The sequence below is a fragment of the Haloferula sp. A504 genome (assembly GCF_044385805.1).
GTDB lineage: Bacteria > Verrucomicrobiota > Verrucomicrobiia > Verrucomicrobiales > Akkermansiaceae > Haloferula.
In genome coordinates, this window is record NZ_JBISBU010000005.1 from 46,454 (window position 1) to 60,135 (window position 13,682).

Genomic DNA, 13,682 nt, shown 5'->3' on the forward strand with positions numbered 1-13,682 from the left:
GGGACCCGGATCAGGCCTCCGCCTTGGCCGCGGTGCGCGCCTTGCGGATGATGCTCTTGACCGTGTCGGAGGGCTTGGCGCCCACGGCGAGCCACTTGTCGGCCTTCTCCAGGTCGATGGTGTAGTTCTCGCCGTCCTGCATCGGATCGTAGGTGCCGAATTGCTCGATGTAGCGGCCGTCACGGCGCTTGCGGCTGTCGACAGCAACGATCTTGTAGTAGGGACGATCTTTCGTGCCCTTGCGGTTGAGACGGAGAGAAACCATAGCGAATCTGGAATTGGACCGGACCGTCAGGCCGACGGCGGGCGCGGAAAATGCATGGGACGACCCCGCTTGCCAAGCAGAATCCTCACAAATATCGGGATCCTGAAACATTCGGGCGGACGGGGTGAGGGATTGGCTTTGACCGGGAAATCGACGCTTTCTAGCGTTGACGGCAGTGATGAGGTGTCCGAGTTGCGTGCAAGCGATCCATGCGGGGGCGTCGTCATGCCCGCATTGCGGATTCGACCTCGCGCGATCGGACGAGCGTTTCAGCGATTTTCCCCGGTCGTGCCGCCTGCTGGAGGACCGGGCGGGCTTGATCCGGAGTGCGGAGCGCAAGCGGGTGATGCGGTTGATGTCCGGCTTTTCCGCCCGCTTCCCCCAACTGTCGTTCGCCCTGCACACCGGCAGTGGCGCGGGGAAGGATCTTCGGGAGTTCGGCTTCTGGCTCATCAACCGGGCCAGTTTCGAGGATTTGCCGGAGGATCGGGACGCTTCGGGGCTGGTGCTGCTCGCGATTGATGCCGATGCCCACATGGCGACGCTTTGCTGGGGCTACCGGATCGACGGCCATCTCTCCGAGTCCGACACGTTTCAGATCCTCAGCCGGGCGCATGCCTACTGGGTCGAGGAGCGCTACGGCGAGGGGGTCGAGCGGGTGATCGAGCAGCTGGCCTTCGTGCTGGTCCGGCGATCGAGGAAGGCACGCCGCCTCGAGCGGAAAGGGGGAGGCGCGTGAGAGGGGCGCTGCTGGTTTCGATCGCCCTCGGATGGCTGGCGGCGCAAACCGCGCCGGCCCAGGTGGATCTCATGGTGCCCGACCAGCACCTGGAAACCTACTTCGGGCGCAAGCCGGACACCTTCCTCGCGGATCCCCAGCGGCTGCTTTCCAACAGCGACCGGCGGCAGCGGGAGGAATTCCTCGCCTATCATTCCGAGGACTCGGAGATCGATTTTTATCTTCTGCTGTTTGACAAGGAACAGACGATTCCCCCCGACGTCCGGGTCGAGGAACTCGGTGAGCGGTTCTTCGGCGAAGGCCGGCCGTCGCTGATCGCACTGTATTTCCTCGGCCAGCCGGATCGCGTGAAACTCATCCTCAGCCCGCGGATTGCCGAGGTGCTCCAACCCGCCGAACTTGAGCGCTTGCGACGCCAGGCGGTCCAGGCGGCGGAGGCGAAGACGGTCGCCGCCGAGCAACTCGAGGAGTTCTGCATTCAGCTCGCGATCGGCATTTTCTGGATCGAGCAGGAGGCGGGTCTGGAAGGCGGGCCCTCGGGTGCCGGGCCGGGCGAGAAACGGGGCGACGGGACGCCGGGGCGGCAGCCGGAGAACAGCCTCATGGCGCTTCTCGATCAGTGGGTCACCGACTGGGGCGTGCCGATCGGAGTCGTCGCCGGTGGCATTCTCGCCGCCTCGCTCGCAACTTTCGTGCTCCGTCGGCGCGCCCGATACCGCTTTCCCGAAAGACTCCCGCCACCCCGACTGGGGGGTAAATGCGGGGCCGGGGTGGGGGCGGTGATCGATTTTCGGAGCAGCACCCAATCGCCTTCGCGGCAGAAGGGGGACCCCAACGACTCGCTTGGCGGGCTGTGATCGCGGCTTGCCTCGCGGGAGAGTGTGAACGACTGCTGTGCCGTGAGCCGGAATTGGGAAGACCACTGGATGGCGGGCGACACCCCGTGGGACAAGGGCGAGGCGGCCCCGCCCTTGCTTGAGTATCTGGACGAGTGGGACGACGGCTTTGTCGACGGCGCGAGAATCCTCGTGCCGGGGTGTGGATCCGGTCACGACGTCCGGGCGCTGGCGGCGGCGGGGGCGCGGGTCACGGGCCTCGACCTCTCGCCGACTGCCGTCGAGGTCGCGCGCTCGCACCCCGCCATCAACGGCGAGGCATACGTGCAAGGGGATCTCTTCGACTGGTCGGACGACTCCAGCTTCGACGCCGTGTGGGAGCACACCTGTTTCTGCGCCATCGAGCCGGAAGACCGTTCGCGTTATGCCGAGGCGGTCGCCCGCTGGATCAGGCCCGGCGGACGCCTGATCGGAGTTTTTTACCTGGATCCGGACAACCCCGACGGCAGTCCGCCCCACCCGAGCAGCAAGGCGGAGATCGAGAGACATTTGGCACCATCGTTTTCGCTAGAAAGGGGAAAGGTGCCGGACCGGGCCTTCCCCTCGAGACTGGGGCGGGAATGGCTGGCCCAATTTGTTCGGCACGGCTGAACTCACCACAGGGTTGCGGACCCGCGCTCTCGTGGGTAATTTCCACCTGTTGAAATGATGAAGAAATGGTTCCCGACCTGCCTCGCAGCGCTCTTGAGTCTGCTCCCGCTGCATGCGGAGCGGCCAGCGATCAACGACAAGAGGGCACCTGTCGGCCGAGAGGATCTCGAGAAGATCCAGGGCCTGCTGCGGTCGGCCTTGCCGGCGGCGCGGGCCGCCACCGTCTGCATCGAGCTCGGCCAGGGCTCGGGAAGCGGGGTCGTGATCAGCAAGGAGGGACTGATCCTGACCGCCGCGCACGTGACCGGCGGTGTGGGGAAGAAGTTCACCGTGCGATTCGAAGATGGCCGGAAGGTCGAGGCGGAGTCCCTCGGGTTGAACTCGGAGAACGACGCGGCCATCGCGAAAATCATCGATGAGGGGACCTATCCCTTCGTGCCGATTGATCGCGAGGATCGGACCCGGTTGGCCGACTGGGTGTTCGCCCTCGGGCACTCCGGGGGATTCGACAAGGACCGCGGAAGCGTCGTGCGGCTCGGCCGCTTGGTGCGCATTTCCGATTCCACCTACCAGTCCGACTGCAATCTGATCGGCGGCGATTCGGGCGGGCCGCTCTTCGACCTGACGGGGACATTGATCGGGATCCATTCCCGGGTGGGTCAGCGCCTGCCGGAGAACATGCACGTCCCGATAAGTGCGTTCCTGGAGAGCTGGGATGACATGATGGGAAAGGAGTTCATCGGCGAAGGTCCCTTTGCCAAGAAGCCGAGGAAGGGGAAGGGCTTCCTCGGACTGCTCGCCGAGGAGCATGAGGGCGATGGGGTGCTGGTCAAAAAGGTGGGCAGGGAGTCTCCCGCCGAGGTCGCCGGCATCCGCAAGGGCGATGTGCTGCTGAAGATGAACGGAACCGACCTCTCCAGCTTCGATGACATCAAAGAGCTTCTCAAGGAGCTGGCTCCGGACGACGAGGTCGCGTTCGACATCCTCCGTGATGGAAAGCCGGAGACGATCACGTTTAATCTCGGAGACCGTGACAGCTAGATTTTCCATGTTCTGCCTGCTGCTGGCAGCCGCCCCGGCGGCACCGGCCGCGAATTCACTCGAGACCACCTACCGGACGGCGGGGCCGGCGGTTCATGCCGCCTTCGAGGATGCCCGCGAGTTCCTGCAAGCCAGCAGCGCCGTCTTTCGGCGCGGACGGACCGAGATCATTTTCGGCACGGTGGTCTCGCCCGAGGGTCACATCCTGACCAAGGCCAGTGAGCTGGGCGACCTCTCGGATCTGACCGTGACGGTGGACCGGGAGAGCTACGACGATCCGGTTCTGATCGCCGAGGATCCGACCTGGGACCTCGCGCTGGTGAAGATCGAGGCCGAGGGGCTGGTTCCGGTGGATCTGTCGGAGGCGACCGATCCTGCACACGGCACCTGGGTGGTGGCCAACGGGGCCACCACCCGGAGCAAGCGGCGGGTCCAGGTCGGGGTCGTCGCCGCGAATTCCCGTGAAGTCTTCTCGAAGGGAGGAACGGTGCTCGGGGTCGCCTTGAAGAATGACGACGAGGCGATCATCGTGGATGCCGTGGAGGAGGGCACGGGGGCCGCGAAGGCCGGCCTCGAAGAAGGCGACCGCATCGTTTCCTTCGATGGCGAGGAGGTCTCCAAGCGTGAGGCCCTGCTCGAGTTGCTCAAGAAACGCCGCGTGGGCGAAGTGGTGAAGATCGGGATCAGGCGCGGCGACGAAACCCTGGAGGTCGAGGTCGAGCTTTCCGGCCGGGTGGACGTCTTCGGCGAGGAAACCACCCGCAACGATGCGATGAGCGGTGAGTATTCCGAGCGTCGCACGGGCTTTCCCCGGATCATGCAGCACGACATCATGGGCAACCGCCACTTCATGGGCGGTCCGGTCTTCGACCTCGACGGCCATTGCGTCGGCATGAACATCGCCCGCTTCAGTCGCTGTGAGACCTACGCCATCCCCGCCGCCGAACTCCGGCAGTTGGCGCAGGACATGATGGCGCAGGAAGTGAAGGAATGACCGGCGGGGATCCGTGCCGTCATTCGGCCAGCCAGGCATCGATGCCGCCAGCGACATTGACGGCCTGATCGATGCCCTGGCGTCGGAGAAATTCGACCGCCTGGGCCGACCGCCTGCCCGACTTGCAATGGAGATAGACGGGACCGTCGCCGGGAAGCTCGCGAAGTCTGGCGGGGAGTTCGGCGAGGGGGATCAGGCGGCTTCCGGGAATCGCCGCACGGGCGTGCTCCTCGGGCTGGCGGACGTCGACGAGGACGGTCGCGGGATTCGCCGAAAGGATCGCGCGGAGTTCGGCGACGGAAACGGACGGACACTCCAGCCCGCATCCCTGCGGCGCCCCGGTTTCCGGATTCGAAAGGGAACGGATGCTGGCCGGGTCGCCGCACAGCCGGCAGCGGGGATCGCGGTCGATCCTCACGTCGCGGAACGAAGTACGAAGTGCGTCGTAGCAAACGAGCTTTCCCAGCGGAGGGCTTCCCAGGCCCGCCAGCAGCTTGATCGCCTCCATCGCCTGGAGCGAACCGATCACCCCCGGCAGGACGCCCAGCACCCCGGCCTCGGCGCAACTTGGTGCCGCGCCCGGGGGTGGCAACTCGGGAAGCATGCAGCGGTAGCAGGGTCCGCCCCGATGCGGCGCAAACACCCCGACCTGGCCCTCGAAGCGGAAGATCGACCCGTAAACCAGTGGCTTCCCCGCGAAATAGCAGGCGTCATTGCTCAGGAACCGTGTCGGAAAATTGTCGGAGCCGTCGACCACCAGGTCGTAGTCCGCGACCAAGCCGGCCGCATTTTCAGGAGTGAAGCGCACCGGGTGGCCGACGTAGTCGACATGGGGGTTGATCTCCCGCAGCGTGCGGATCGCACTGTCGAGTTTCGGCTGCCCGACGGAGGACTCGCCGTGAAGGATCTGCCGCTGCAGGTTCGAGCGTTCAACACGATCGTCGTCGACGAGGCCGATGCGGCCCACGCCGGCGGCCGCGAGATACATGGCGGCCGGGGAGCCGAGACCCCCGGTGCCGATCAGGAGCACCGAACTGTCGCGCAGGCGGCGCTGTCCCTCCTCGCCCACTCCCGGGATTTCCAGGTGGCGGGCGTAGCGCTCGCGTTCGGCATCGGACAAGGCTGGCATCGGGCGCGAGCCTACCGGCCCGCCCGAGATTGGCAACGGAATCGCGTCTTGACGCCATCGTCGTGCGGGCGGATGGGATGGGCATGGCTGAAACCCCCTCCACCTTCATGCTGAAGCCGGGCGACCTTGCGCCGGCGTTCCGATTGCCCGATCCGTCCGGGCGGGATCATGCCCTGGCCTCCCTCGCAGGTCCCAAGGGGTTGCTGGTCGTCTTCGCCTGCAATCACTGCCCCTACGTGATCCATCTGGCGGACCAGCTCGGTGAACTGGCCGCCCAGTGGAAGGAGCAAGGCATCGCCACCGTGGCCATTTCCTCCAACGACGTGGAGAACTACCCGCAGGACGCGCCGGACCTGATGGCGGAGTTCGCCACGAGGTATGGCTGGGATTTCCCCTACCTCTACGACGAGTCGCAGGAGGTGGCCAAGGCTTACGGAGCTGCCTGCACCCCGGACTTTTTCCTCTTCAATGCGGAACTGAAACTCTTCTACGCCGGACAATTCGACGATTCCCGGCCCCGCAACGGGCAGTCGGCGGATGGATCGAGCCTCGCCGCCGCCGTCGAGGCTCTGCTTCAGGGTAATCCAGCGCCCGCCGCGCTGCCGAGCACCGGCTGCAACATCAAGTGGAAGCCGGGCGGGGCTCCTCCCTATTTCGGCTGATTGCCGGCCTTCCGGGTCGACTGATTGCGGACATCCGGCGTTGCCCGACAGGCGGCCTCCGGCATAGGCTCTGGTCAATGGACGCGCTGATTCAGAAACTCGATGCAGGGGAGGACCTCACCGACCGGGAGGTCAGGGCGGGGGCGGAGCTGCTTCTCAATGAATCGGCCCCGGACTCAACCAAGTTCCGGTTCCTCGAGTCGCTTTCCCGTAAGGGCGAGACGGCGCAGGAGATTGCCGAGTTTGTTCAAGCCTTCCTCGAGCATGCGGTGGATCCGCATGCAGGCCTCGCGGAGGTCGATGGCCCGACCATCGATGTCTGCGGTACCGGCGGCGACCAGTTGAACCTCTTCAACGTCTCGACCACGGCCATGTTCCCGGTGGCGGCGGCGGGCGGCGTGGTGGTCAAGCACGGCAACCGCGGCATCACCTCGAAGAGCGGGGGCGCGGACGTCCTGGAGGCTCTTGGGGTCCGCATCGATCTGCCGGCCGAGGGCTTTCGGCGCTGTCTCGAGGAGGCGGGAGTCGGATTCCTGTTCGCGCCCGCCTACCACCCGGCATTCAAGGCCGTGGTCGGGGTGCGCAAGCAACTCGCCGCCAAGGGTGTCCGCACCATCTTCAACCTCATCGGCCCTCTGCTCAACCCCGCCCGTCCGCAGTGCCAGCTGGTGGGGGTGTTTTCCCGGGAATGGTGCCCGGCCTTCGCCGAAATCCTCCAGCGACTCGGTCGCGAGAGTGCCTGGGTGGTGCACGGCACGACGGGCGACGGCCGCTCGGTGGACGAGGTCAGCCTGATGGGCTCCACGCGCATCTTCAAGGCGGGCAGCATGCAGGAGATGGAGGATGAGGAAATCCGGCCGCGCGACTTCGACATGAAGCATGCCGAGGTGAACGATCTGGAAGGGGGCGACGCGAAGACCAATGCCGCCATCCTCGAGGCCATCCTCGACGGACGCGAGACCGGGCCCAGGCGTGACATGGTGCTGCTGAATGCGGGGGCCGCGCTGGCCTGCTGCGGCCTCGCCGACGACGTGGGCGGCGGCATCGATTTGGCCCGCGAGGTGATCGACGATGGATCGGCGCTCGACCGGCTGCGGAAGCTCCAGGCGGCTTCGGCCTAGAGGGTGATTCGCCCGCCGCCTCCTATCCGCCCATCACCCACAGGATCGGCTGCGGCCAGACACCGAGGAGAAGGATGGCGCCGGTCAGCGCATAGACGCTGATGCGGGAGATCTGCGGGAGCTCGATTGCCGGAGCATCGCTGGGACCGTCGTCCCACCACATCGCGCGGATCACCTTGAAGTAGTAGTAGAAACCCGCGGCGGCACCGATGAACGCGACGCCGACGCCCCACCACAGGCCCTGTCGGACGGCCACCGAAAAGACGAAGAACTTGCCGACGAAGCCGGCCGTGAGGGGGATGCCGACCAGCGATGCCATGATCACGGTCATCATTCCCGCAAGCTGGGGCGATCGCTTGCCGAGGCCATCGAAGGCATCGATGTCTTCGGAGTCCCGCGCGATGCGCACCTGCCCGAGAATGAAGAAGGCCGCCAGCGTCATCACCAGGTAGGTCGCCAGATAGAAGCCCACGGTGCCCTTCGAGCCGGGATCGGTGGCGGATGCGGGCTCGCTCCACGCCGCCAGCGCCAGCAGGATGAAGCCGGCATTGGCGATGGAGGAGTAGGCGAGCAACCGCTTGAAGTTGGTCTGGCCGAGCGCCGCGAGATTCCCGAAGAGCAGGGTGGCCACCGCCATGATCAGCAGCAGGCCGAGGATGTGGCCCTTGAGTGCCTCCGCCTGCATGAAGGGCTCGAGGAAGCGGATCAGGAGGACGAAGCCGGCCGCCTTGGAACCCACCGAAAGGAAGGCGGTCGTGGGTGTGGGCGCGCCCTGATAGACATCGGGAATCCACATCTGCATCGGCACCGCGCCGATCTTGAATGCCAGGCCGACCAACACGAGGCCGATGCCGAAAAGGAGGCCGAAGGACCGCCCCATGGTAGGGGCGTCGCTGGCGATCTGCTCGAAGCTCATCGTCCCGGTCATGCCGTAAACCCAGGCGATGCCATAGACGAGGAATCCGGTGCTCAAGGCACCGAGGATCAGGTATTTCACACCGGCCTCGAGCGAGCCGACCTTGCGGCGCGTGTAGGCGACGAGCACGTAGAAGGTGACGGTGACCAATTCGAGCGCGACAAACGCGCCGACAAGATCCTTTGCCGAGGCCATCCACATCATCCCGGCGCAGGCGAAAACCGGCAGCGCGAAATACTCGCCCGTGCCCGCCTCCGACTCCGGATTGTCGGTGAACTGGGCGAGAACGGAGCGGTAATCGATCGCCATCAGGATGACGAGGATCGTGCAGACCAGGGCGAAGGCCTTGTAGAAGCGCGCGGTATCGTCAAACGCGTAGAAATTCTCCCAGATGGGCCAATCGACCCACTTGGCCCCCTCGCGGGCATCGTCGGGCCCGATCGCGAAGAAGCCGAAGACGAGGATGATGGCCAGGCCGGAGGCGGCAAACAAACCCCGGAATCGTTTGCTGTGCTCGGGCCCGAAAGCCTCGATCATCAGGAGGATGATGCCGAGGGTGACGGTCAGGGCTTCAAGGTAGTAGGCGGGCATGGGGAGAAATGACAAATGATGAAATCCGAATGCCGAATCACTTTGGGAGAAGGGAGAGCAGCAGGTTGGGGCAGATGCCAACGATCAGCAGGACGACGGCGAGCAGAACCGCCGGAATCCGGTCGGTCATCCCGAGGTCGGCGGCTTCCTCGGTGGACGGGACGACCTCGCCTTGGAACACTTTCCGGTAGGCCCGGAGCATGTAGATGGCGCTGATAACCACGCCCCATATGGAAAGGATGCAGGTGATCTGCACCGGGCCGAGTCCCGCGGTCGGCTCGTAGTTGGCGAAGGATGCGATGAAGACCATCACCTCGCCGGCGAAGTTGGCCAGGCCCGGAAGGCCGATGCTGGCCATCCCGACGAGGCCGAAAAGGAAGGCCAGCGACGGGGCGGATTTTGCGAGCCCGCCGAGCTTGTCGAGGTCGAGGGTGCCGGTGGCCCGCTCGATCTTGTCGGCGAGACCGAAGAGCATCGCGATCGACACTCCGTGGGCGAACATGAGCAGCACGGCGGCCGGCAGCGCCCACTCGTTGGTCATGCCCTCGGGCACGGCCACCAGCGCGGCGACGGCGAGAAAGATGTAGCCCATGTGCATCACCGAAGAGTTCCCCAGCATGCCGTCGAGACGCTTCTGGCTGATGGTCACGAAGCCCACCCACAGGATGTTGCCGAGCAGCAGCACGCACAGCGGCACCAGCCATGCCCCGAGGCCGTCGGGGACGAGCGGCACGGCGAGCCGGAGAAGGCCGTAGAGCCCGAACTTCTTGAGCACGCCGGCGTGGAGCATCGCCGTCGGCGCCGGAGCACTGGCGTAGGCCGGGGCCGCCCAGGAGTGAAAGGGAAAGAGGGAAACGAGAATGCCGAACCCGACGATCAGAAACGCGGCGATGCTCTTCTGCGCGGACGGATCGATCACCTCGGCGTCCTGCATCGCGATCATGTCGAAGGTGCCGGTCGCCGCAGCCAGCCACACCAGGCCGGCGAGCAGCACCAGCGACCCGAAGCCAAGGTAGATGGTGATCTTCCAGGCCGCGGCCTTGCGCTCGCCGCGGCCCAGGATGCCGATCATGAGGAAGGTCGGGATCAGCGCCAACTCGTGGAAGGCATAGAAGAAGAACAGGTCGGTGGCGACGAAGGCGCCGATCGCCCCGGCGGCGATGAGCAGGGAGGACCCGTAGTAGAGCTTCTCCCGGCCGTCGGGAGCGGTGCCGGTGAGCGACGCGGCGAAGGCGACGATCACCGAAAGCAGCAGCATGACCACGCTCATGCCGTCGATGAAGCCAAGCGAAAGATGGATCGCCGGAGTGGAGAGCACCGGAACCGTGAAGCCCCACAGGGCGGCCTTCCACGAGAAGGCGGCGGCCAGGCCGAGGACCAGGTTGACGCCGCTGGCGATGACCGCCGTCTGGCGCGCCTTGGCACCACCGAGGATAGCGGCGAAGGCCAGCAGGGGAATGAGGACAAGCAGGAGGAGCATGGCTTACTTCCAGAAAGTGGTGAAATAGACGACGAGGATCACTCCGAGGCCGAAGGTGAAGGCATAGCCCTGGAGGTTTCCGTTCTGAACCCGGCGGAACAACAGGCCGAAGGACACGGCGAGCCGGCTGGCGCCGCCGACAATCAGGCCGTTGATGATGAATTCATCGAAGAAGTGGACGAGGGCCGCGGCACCGTTCTGGACGCCGCGGACGATCACCCGGTCGTAGATCGCATCGATGTAGAACCGCTCGCGGAACAGCGGGATTGAAACGGGATCCTTGTCGCGGTTGCGATAGAGCAGAACGGCTGGAACCACCCCGGCGATCAGGGCGCCGAGCGAAATCCAGAAGAGGGCGTTGGGGTGGAACTCCCCGGCGTGCTCGGGGGTCGCCGGGGCGATGCTGTGGATGCCCGGATAGGCGCTCAGGATGGCCAGGACTCCCAGCACGGCCAGCGGCACCCACATGACCGGGCGCACTTCCTTGGCGTGATCCGAGTCGTCGCCGCGCGGCTTGCCGAGAAAGGCCACCATGATGACCCGCGTCATGTAGAAGGGCGTGAGCACCGCCACGACCACGGCCAGCCAGAACAGCGCCTGATTGTGCTCGGCGGCGTGAAGGATTGCTTCCTTGGAAAAGAAGCCGGAGGTGAAGGGGACGGCGATGAGGGCAGCCGTGCCGGTGACGAAGGTGGCCCCCGTGATCGGCATCTTCTTCAGCAGGCCGCCCATCTTCCAGATGTCCTGCTCATGGTGGCAGGCGTAGATGACCGCTCCGGCAGCGAGGAAGAGAAGACCCTTGAACCAGGCGTGCGTGTAGAGGTGGAACATCCCCGCCTCGCCGCCGCCGAGCCCGGTGGCCATGACCATGTAGCCGAGCTGCGAGAGAGTGGAGTAGGCGAGCACGCGCTTGATGTCGTTCTGTTGGGTCGCCATCAGTGCGGCGAACAGCGCGGTCAGCCCGCCGACCCATGCGATGACGTCACCGGCGAAGGTGAAGGCGAAGTCCTCGCCGATGGAGAGCTGCACGCGGAAAAGCATGTAAACGCCGGCTGCCACCATGGTGGCGGCGTGGATCAGCGCCGAGACCGGCGTCGGACCCTCCATGGCATCGGGCAACCACACGTGCAGCGGCATCTGGGCGGACTTTCCGATCGCGCCGCAGAACACGCAAAGCAGGGCCGTGCCCAGAATGATGCTGAATGCCGCCGAGTTCTCGGTGAAGAAGGCGGCGTGGTCGGCCTCGAAGCTCGCCAGGCCTTCCCTCATACCGTCGAAGACAAAGGTTCCGGTGATCCCGAAGAGCAGGAGGATGCCGATCAGAAAGCCGAAGTCGCCGATGCGGTTGACGATGAAGGCCTTCTTCGCGGCATCGGCGGCGGAGTCCTTCTGGTACCAGTGACCGATCAGCAGGTAGGAGCTGAGTCCGACCAACTCCCAGAAGATGAAGGTCATGATGAAGTTTCCGGCGAGCACGATGCCGGTCATCGAGAACATGAAGAGGGAGAGGCCGGTGAAGTAGCGGGCTTTCGCCGAATCGCCGGCCATGTAGCCGAGCGAGAAAATGTGGACCAGCATCCCGATGCCCGTGACCAGGGCCATCATCCCCGTGGCGAGTGGATCGAGCTTCAGCGTCAGGTCGATGCCCACGCCGTCGCCGACCGCCATCCATGAGAACGAGGCCGCCGATGGTTCGTCCAGCCCCCACAGCACCAGGGCGATCACGAAAGTGACCACCACCGATCCGGTCGACACCATCGACGCAATGAAGGCATTGCGCTTCAGATACAACTGGTTGGCCGCCGCGGCGAGCAGCGGGAGAAGGAGGAGGATCCAGGGGAAAAGCGACATCGGTTGGTGGTCGGATTGGGGAACCGCAGATTACGCAGATTAATGGGATTGACGGGAATCGTGACGCCGTCGCTGATTGATTACCCGACGCATCTCCAGCGAAGGCCTTCCAAAATTGAGGATCAAGCCCACTTCGAGGTTGGTCACCGCCAAATAGCTCAGAACCTGGGCGATGTGGGTTTCGTGAATAGAAGACGTGACCTTGTTTTCCAGAACCACTCTGTCATCGACGATCAAGTCCGTGATCAAGCGACTGACCACATGGCCACGGTAATGGACCGGGAAAGCCTGCTGCTGAGTGAAAGCAATCCCGTTTTCAGCCATTTCGATGCACATGGAGTTCTCGTAACTCTTTTCATCGAGTCCCGGGCCATGTTCACGATGCACACGCATCGCGAACCCGATCAATTGCTCGGTCAGGTCAACGTGAGGCGCGTTTGTCGGGTTTGGGTTCATGAATGGAAATCCATCAATCTGTGTAATCTGCGGTTTCAGCAACTTGCCTCAACCCCGCATGCTGTTGAGGTCGTCGGTTTGGATCGTCTGCCGCGAGCGGTAGAGCGCGACGATGATGGCGAGGCCCACCGCCACCTCGGCGGCGGCCACGGTGATCACGAAGAAGACGAGCATCTGGCCGTGGTAGTCGGGCAACCCATCCACCAGGTTGAAGCGGGAAAAGGCAATGAGAGTCAGGTTGGCCGCACTGAGCATCAGCTCGAGGCACATGAACATCACGATGATGTTGCGCCGGAGCACGACACCGGACAGACCGATCACAAACAGCAGACCGGAGACGAGCAGGTAGGAATGAAGGCCGGCCATCGGTTCAGGTGGGTTGACGCTTGGACAGGACCACGACCCCGACCGTGGCGACGAGGAGCAGCACGCCGATGATCTGCAGGGGGAGGTTGTACTGGGTGAACATGAGCTGGCCCACCAGGTTGACGTCCGGGATGCGCTCTTCGCCGGCCTCGTGGGCCGCCTCAAGCTTCTTGCTGATGCCCGGGCTGATCTCGGCGTAGTGGGCGGCTCCGGCCTCGAGATCGAGCGGCGGCGGTTCCGATGAGGGTGTATTGCCGAGCACGCCGATCAACTGGATGGTGAAGGCCAGCACGATGCCCAGCCCTCCCACGATCGGCACTGCCTTGGGCGCGCGCCTTTCCTCGGTCTCCAGATCGAGGAGCATGATGATGAAGATGAACAGCACCATGATGGCGCCGGCGTAAACCAGGATCTGGATGATGCCGACGAGGTAGGCATTCAATCCGATGAACAGCCCGGCGAGGCCGACAAAGGAAGTCACCATTGCGAGCGCGGCGGCCACGGGATTGCGCAGGATGACGACCGCCAGGCCGCCGGCCAGCATCAGGACCGCGAAGAACCAGAAGAGGGGGAGGGGCATGGCA

The 13,682-nt window shown here is 64.6% G+C and carries 15 protein-coding genes; 7 read left to right on the top strand and 8 right to left on the bottom strand.

Annotation, left to right across the window (positions count from 1 at the left end; translation table 11 throughout):
- Positions 1–10 precede the first annotated feature (10 nt).
- Entirely contained in the window at positions 11–265 is a 255-nt protein-coding gene (rpsP, locus tag ACG2LG_RS03945; protein ID WP_396256506.1) for a 30S ribosomal protein S16, read from the bottom strand.
- A gap of 196 nt (positions 266–461) precedes the next feature.
- Between rpsP and ACG2LG_RS03950 the strand changes: the two genes are divergently transcribed.
- From ACG2LG_RS03950 to ACG2LG_RS03970, 5 genes are read left to right on the top strand one after another with little or no spacing between them, the layout of a single operon-like run.
- Positions 462–1,004: a hypothetical protein gene (locus ACG2LG_RS03950; RefSeq protein WP_396256507.1), complete on the top strand. Its 543-nt coding sequence runs from the start codon at positions 462–464 to the stop codon at positions 1,002–1,004.
- On the top strand, positions 1,001–1,861 hold the full coding sequence (locus ACG2LG_RS03955; protein WP_396256509.1) for a hypothetical protein: 861 nt from the start codon (positions 1,001–1,003) through the stop codon (positions 1,859–1,861). The genes ACG2LG_RS03950 and ACG2LG_RS03955 overlap by 4 nt, the downstream gene beginning before the upstream one ends.
- 24 nt (positions 1,862–1,885) lie before the next feature.
- Positions 1,886–2,491, top strand: a complete 606-nt coding sequence (locus tag ACG2LG_RS03960; protein WP_396256511.1) for a methyltransferase domain-containing protein — start codon at positions 1,886–1,888, stop codon at positions 2,489–2,491.
- Between the two features lie 57 nt (positions 2,492–2,548).
- Complete coding sequence (locus ACG2LG_RS03965) at positions 2,549–3,532, top strand: S1C family serine protease (protein WP_396256513.1); 984 nt, start codon at positions 2,549–2,551, stop codon at positions 3,530–3,532.
- Between the two features lie 7 nt (positions 3,533–3,539).
- The gene (locus tag ACG2LG_RS03970; RefSeq protein WP_396256515.1) at positions 3,540–4,526 is read left to right on the top strand and encodes a S1C family serine protease; all 987 of its coding nucleotides are present in this window, start codon (positions 3,540–3,542) and stop codon (positions 4,524–4,526) included.
- A gap of 19 nt (positions 4,527–4,545) precedes the next feature.
- Here the strand turns inward: ACG2LG_RS03970 and moeB are convergent, their stop codons facing one another.
- Positions 4,546–5,655 (bottom strand): molybdopterin-synthase adenylyltransferase MoeB, encoded by a 1,110-nt coding sequence (moeB, locus tag ACG2LG_RS03975; protein WP_396256517.1) that lies wholly within the window; start codon positions 5,653–5,655, stop codon positions 4,546–4,548.
- 83 nt (positions 5,656–5,738) lie between these two features.
- On the opposite strand from moeB, the gene ACG2LG_RS03980 reads away from it, so the two are divergent.
- Complete coding sequence (locus ACG2LG_RS03980; RefSeq protein WP_396256519.1) at positions 5,739–6,317, top strand: thioredoxin family protein; 579 nt, start codon at positions 5,739–5,741, stop codon at positions 6,315–6,317.
- Positions 6,318–6,394: 77 nt separating this feature from the next.
- The gene (trpD, locus tag ACG2LG_RS03985; protein WP_396256521.1) at positions 6,395–7,438 is read left to right on the top strand and encodes an anthranilate phosphoribosyltransferase; all 1,044 of its coding nucleotides are present in this window, start codon (positions 6,395–6,397) and stop codon (positions 7,436–7,438) included.
- Between the two features lie 22 nt (positions 7,439–7,460).
- Here the strand turns inward: trpD and ACG2LG_RS03990 are convergent, their stop codons facing one another.
- Genes ACG2LG_RS03990 through ACG2LG_RS04015 form a run of 6 tightly spaced genes read right to left on the bottom strand, consistent with a single transcriptional unit; the run spans position 7,461 to position 13,678 of the window.
- Positions 7,461–8,945, bottom strand: coding sequence for an NADH-quinone oxidoreductase subunit N (locus ACG2LG_RS03990; protein ID WP_396256522.1), 1,485 nt, complete (start codon positions 8,943–8,945; stop codon positions 7,461–7,463).
- A gap of 37 nt (positions 8,946–8,982) precedes the next feature.
- A complete protein-coding gene (locus ACG2LG_RS03995; RefSeq protein ID WP_396256524.1) occupies positions 8,983–10,425 on the bottom strand; it encodes a NuoM family protein in 1,443 nt (480 codons plus the stop codon).
- A 3-nt stretch (positions 10,426–10,428) separates the two neighbouring features.
- Positions 10,429–12,276, bottom strand: coding sequence for an NADH-quinone oxidoreductase subunit L (gene nuoL, locus ACG2LG_RS04000; RefSeq protein WP_396256526.1), 1,848 nt, complete (start codon positions 12,274–12,276; stop codon positions 10,429–10,431).
- Positions 12,277–12,315: 39 nt separating this feature from the next.
- Positions 12,316–12,732 carry a GxxExxY protein gene (locus ACG2LG_RS04005; RefSeq protein ID WP_396256528.1) on the bottom strand — a complete coding sequence of 139 codons (417 nt, stop codon included), beginning with the start codon at positions 12,730–12,732 and terminating at the stop codon, positions 12,316–12,318.
- 48 nt (positions 12,733–12,780) lie between these two features.
- Positions 12,781–13,098: an NADH-quinone oxidoreductase subunit NuoK gene (nuoK, locus tag ACG2LG_RS04010; protein ID WP_396256530.1), complete on the bottom strand. Its 318-nt coding sequence runs from the start codon at positions 13,096–13,098 to the stop codon at positions 12,781–12,783.
- A gap of 4 nt (positions 13,099–13,102) precedes the next feature.
- Positions 13,103–13,678: an NADH-quinone oxidoreductase subunit J gene (locus tag ACG2LG_RS04015; protein WP_396256532.1), complete on the bottom strand. Its 576-nt coding sequence runs from the start codon at positions 13,676–13,678 to the stop codon at positions 13,103–13,105.
- Positions 13,679–13,682 lie beyond the last annotated feature (4 nt).